Raw genomic sequence first — 4,259 nt, forward strand, 5'->3', positions numbered from 1 at the left:
AGATGCCACCGTGGTGGCTTGGGCTTGGGGAGTCGTGGGACGGGCTGCGCCCGTCACGGACTGCACGCTGCGCGGCAGTCCGGGTGCCCCGGCTCAATGCGGGGGGCGTCCTGGAGGACAAGGTTCCGTTGAACCTGGGAAGGGGCCGGCGGATGCCGCCGGTAACTCAGCCCTCGGGCTGAATAGCGCCGCTCACTTTGGCGGTCGCTCTCCCGGCTTTGCCGCCGGGGCAGGTTGCGTTGAGCACCTGGTGGTGTGGCGATAGTGTCCCTCAAGACGCTATGACCAGCACCGAGATTTTTTACGAGATCCTGACTCGCCTCATATACCCGAGGAAGGTTGTGTAGATTCTGACTTTACCCGCGTTACTCGTGACGCGCAAGACCGACGACTGAACGTGCTGAAGAACGTGCTGCCTCTATGCGGCGGCGGCGTTCTTCTTCGAGACGCTGCCGGGCCTGTTCCCAGGTTTCCCCAGGGCGAGCCGCTTTTGCGATTTCTTCATCAGTAAACCCGGGATTTTTCTTCTCTGTCGGCTGAGTCGCCGGGGCTGTTTTTTTTTGCGATTTCTTCTTTGACTTTGACTTGGGTTTCTCGCCGAACATGAACACCAAATGCGTCACGCGCCGCCCGGTTTTGCGCTGATCCCACTTCACGAACAGTGGCGAGCACTCGTTGATTTGCTCCACCGCTGGCTCGATCACTCTCTTCTTGAAGTCTTTGATGGCCGGGTATTTGCCATCAAGCTGGAAGGCCTCGCGCAGCCAGTCGATGGACACCTCGCGTTCCCCGGCCTCTCGCCACTGGCACAGCAGTTCGTAGAGCCGGATGGCGTGGGCGCTGGTCATCTTGGCCACGTCGGCCAGGGCGTAGCGGGTGAAGTTCGTACTCAACTGGGTCAGGTAGGGCAGCATGTCCTTGGTGAAACGCAGCTCCACGCGGCCTTCTGACTCGATGTAGACGATGGACTGCACCCAGCCGGTGATTAGCGTACGGGGCCGCTTCCCTTTCCCGTTGGGTTCCTGCTTGATCCAGACCTCACGGCGCTTGAGGCGTAGGGCTGCGTCGGCCAGCTCCTTGTAAACCGAGTGAGACTCAGTGCCCACCAGGTCGGAATAGTCGGCCACGTTGACGCTGTACAACACCTCATCGGTGATCGGCTCATCCCGGCGCACCCGAGCGATGGCGGCCAGCACGATGCGCTGCTCTGCCGGGGTGAGGCGGTAGGACGCCTCAACCAGAGCGTTGCTCTTGTAGATGGGCAGGCTTTGGAGTTGTTGGTTCATAGCGCACCATTAAGGGACTTAATAACTATGTCCCCTTTTACCCTGAATCCGTCCCCTTAACAACCCTGAATCCGTCCCCTTTTAACCCTGAATCCGTCCCCTTTTAACCCTGAATCCGTCCCCTTTTCCCCGTTTTTCCTATTTATATTCAATAACTTACGGCGCCTAAAAGGAAAAAGTATTAAAAGTACAGAAAACGCGCGTGCGCGCGCGACCCTGTGGAAAACCCGAAAATCGGGGGCGCACGCGCAGCGCCCAAGGGCGCTCCTACCCTCCGGGCCTTCGGCCCTCCGCCCCGGCCTGCGGCCGGCCTGGGCCGCTGCGCGGCCCCTGATGAGCGGCCCTGACGGGCCGCGTCTGTTGTTGGGGGGATCACCAGGCGCCGGGGGCGGGCTTACGCCCGGCACAGGCCTGTGCCCACCGTAAGGTCTGCACGGTTTGGCAGCGCGCGGATGGGGCGGTGCCACGGAGGCATCGAGGCCGCGCCCGATCACCGTGCCACGCAAGCCATCCCTCCCCATGGTGAGGGGCGGGGGCGGGACGCCCCCGAAAAGGCATCTCAGAGCCTCAAATTCGCAAAAAAACGCCAAAGGGCTATCACTCCACCCCCTGAGCCGGTTTTTTCGTTTTTCGGGGTTTCTGTGCAGTCTCAGGGGGTAGCAGCTCCAGCTGGCGAAGCTGATCCAGCTGCTCCGTCAGCTTGTCAGCGCGATCCTGGGCTTTTTGGAGATCCGCCCGACTTTCAGCACGAAGCGCAGCGACCTCCTGACGGTGCAGTTCTCCAGCGCGCTCCAAGGCCTCCCGCTCAGCCTCCAGATCGGCCCTGAGAGCCACTGCCTGCTCCAGGGCGGCCTGACGCTGGGCCTCGGCTACCGCAGCCGCCTGACGGGCCTCCTGGGCCGTCTGGAGGGCCTTCTGGGTATCAGCCTGGGCCGCTTCCCGGCGTTCCTGTTCCCGCTCAGCCGCCTGACGGGCCTCGTCACGCTGTTCCGTGACCGTTGTAAGCCGGGCCTTGACCTCGGCGGCGGTGGCCCGGGCGGTCTCCGCCGCCGTGCGCTCGCGCTCCAGGTCGGCCCGCAACCGCTCAATCTCCTGGCCCGCCTGAGCCGCCTGGGTCCGGGCCTCGTCACGCTCCGACAGCAGCGCCGCGACCTGGTCGCGCAACTCGTCGGCCTCCGCCTCCAGGGTCTCCCCCGTGGCGGCCAGCTCGTCGGCGGTGGCCTGGGCATCCAGCGCGGAGGCCTCCGCCTCTGCCCGGGCCGCCGAGGCCTGGCGCTCGATCTCCTGGGCGAGTGCAGCGGCGAGGTCGTCAGGGAGTCGGGCTGCTTTTCGCTCTGCGGGGGCTTGGGCAGATCGCCAAGCCGTCAAATGGCGGTGGATCGTGTTCGGTGAGCCGCTGCCGAGAGTGGCCCGGACGGCCTGGATTGTGGGTTTCTCGCCCCGGCCCACCAGGGCGTCGGCGGCAGTGGCGACTTGTTCGTAGGTGATTCCGGGGCGTGCCATTTCGTTTCTCCTGTATTGTACCGTATTACGTATTTCATATTATACGTTATATGATACAAAATACAATACATAATACAATATTTAATACAGTTTCCGGCCAAAAAAAAGCCGCCCCGAAGGGCGGCTGTTGGTTTTCGGATCTAACGCAAGTAGACCATCGCGACATACCGGCCACGGCCATCGCCGTGGCCGAGGTCGATGGAGGTCAATGCCCGCGCTTCTCGCTCGGTGTGACCCTGCTCGACGTAGCTCTTGAATTGCTCCCGGGCGAAGGCGTAGCGCACGGAATGACTTGCCTCTCGACCGCCGAGACCGACAGCTCGATAGCTGTTGGAAAGACGGTCATAAGCACTTTTCAGCGTTCCGCTTTCCCCTCGGACTAAGTGCCCGCGGCCCGCCACCTGGCGGGCCTCCTGGACGGCGCGCAAAGCACGCTCGCGATCCGCAGGGCGAACCTCTCGCGGCCGGCCGCCCTTGGTTCCCAGCGAAACTTTCACTGGTTTACTGGCTTTCAAATCGCGCTCCCAGCCTCGGAGTGATTCCGGAGCTCGTAACGCTTCTTGGAGTCGCAGACCGAGCGACCGCTGCAACTCAAGTGCAGCGGCTTCCCGGGTGCGATTCGCACTAAGAAGATCAGCGCGTGCGCGCTCATAACGATCTTCCGACATCGCTTCTTTTGTGCCAATCCGCGACCGCGGATCAGCGCCCAACTCCTTGTTAGTTTTCGAAGCGAATTCATTGCATTTTTCGCAACCCGCGCCGCGCCAGGCGGCGCGAATGGTTGCGAGTCGGTTTTGAATTGAGCCCGGAGAGATTCCTCGCTCCTGTAGGTCTTTAATATATCCAGCGACGTGCTTTGGCGTTAAAAACTTTGCCTCACGAATTTGGATATTTTTCTCATCGAGATAACGCGAAAGGTCTTTAAATTGACTCAGACGCGCTTCACGCGTTGCGTGTGAACTTCGCCCGGTGCCTTCGTTGGCTGCCTTCATGAAGTTATCAATCCGTTTTCCCATCTCGCACCTCCGCTGTTCCATTTCCTTTCTGAAATTTCACTGATTGCCACCCGGTCGGCTGCCCCCGCCGCCTTTCGACGGCGGGATATCCCCCTCCTGCTCGCGGGAAGGTGTTGCGAGGTCCTCGGAAGGGGATCACGGCAGACCGGCCGGGTGGCCTATCGAGCGGTTAAGTTCCGTGCCTCGCTACCGGTCGAGCCGGGCGCCGCGGGTTGCGGTACAGGCCATCGCGTGACTAGCGCGATCCATCGATCTGCTCGTGAAATTACTGCGTCAAACTGCTTCAGGCTCCTTGGTTGATGGGATGGATTTTGAGGTGCTTTTTGGCGCTGGCATTTTGTCATTTCCTGCGGAAATGCATTGCCAAACGCGCACTTGCAGCAAGCTGCAAGTGCGCGTCACTTCGTAATCGCTTCGCTCTTATCGAAGTGACGCGCACTACGACTCTGCCTGT

The 4,259-nt window shown here is 61.3% G+C and carries 3 protein-coding genes; all 3 read right to left on the bottom strand.

Annotated features, from left to right (window positions below; genetic code table 11):
• Window positions 1-365: 365 nt before the first annotated feature.
• The 3 genes from LQ956_RS14705 to LQ956_RS14715 all read right to left on the bottom strand — a co-directional run bounded on the left by LQ956_RS14705 (window position 366) and on the right by LQ956_RS14715 (window position 3,781).
• The gene (locus tag LQ956_RS14705; protein WP_238630316.1) at window positions 366-1,286 is read right to left on the bottom strand and encodes a replication initiation protein; all 921 of its coding nucleotides are present in this window, start codon (window positions 1,284-1,286) and stop codon (window positions 366-368) included.
• 597 nt (window positions 1,287-1,883) lie between these two features.
• Entirely contained in the window at window positions 1,884-2,789 is a 906-nt protein-coding gene (locus LQ956_RS14710; protein ID WP_238630317.1) for a DNA-binding protein, read from the bottom strand.
• Window positions 2,790-2,929: 140 nt separating this feature from the next.
• A complete protein-coding gene (locus LQ956_RS14715; RefSeq protein ID WP_238630383.1) occupies window positions 2,930-3,781 on the bottom strand; it encodes an integrase domain-containing protein in 852 nt (283 codons plus the stop codon).
• Window positions 3,782-4,259 lie beyond the last annotated feature (478 nt).

Source organism: Ectothiorhodospira lacustris (assembly GCF_022227845.1).
GTDB lineage: Bacteria > Pseudomonadota > Gammaproteobacteria > Ectothiorhodospirales > Ectothiorhodospiraceae > Ectothiorhodospira > Ectothiorhodospira lacustris.

Coding starts and splice junctions, on each gene's coding strand:
- LQ956_RS14710 (WP_238630317.1), bottom strand. CDS start 2,789: ATGGCACGCCCCGGAATCACCTACGAACAAGTCGCCACTGCCGCCGAC.
- LQ956_RS14715 (WP_238630383.1), bottom strand. CDS start 3,781: ATGAAGGCAGCCAACGAAGGCACCGGGCGAAGTTCACACGCAACGCGT.
- LQ956_RS14705 (WP_238630316.1), bottom strand. CDS start 1,286: ATGAACCAACAACTCCAAAGCCTGCCCATCTACAAGAGCAACGCTCTG.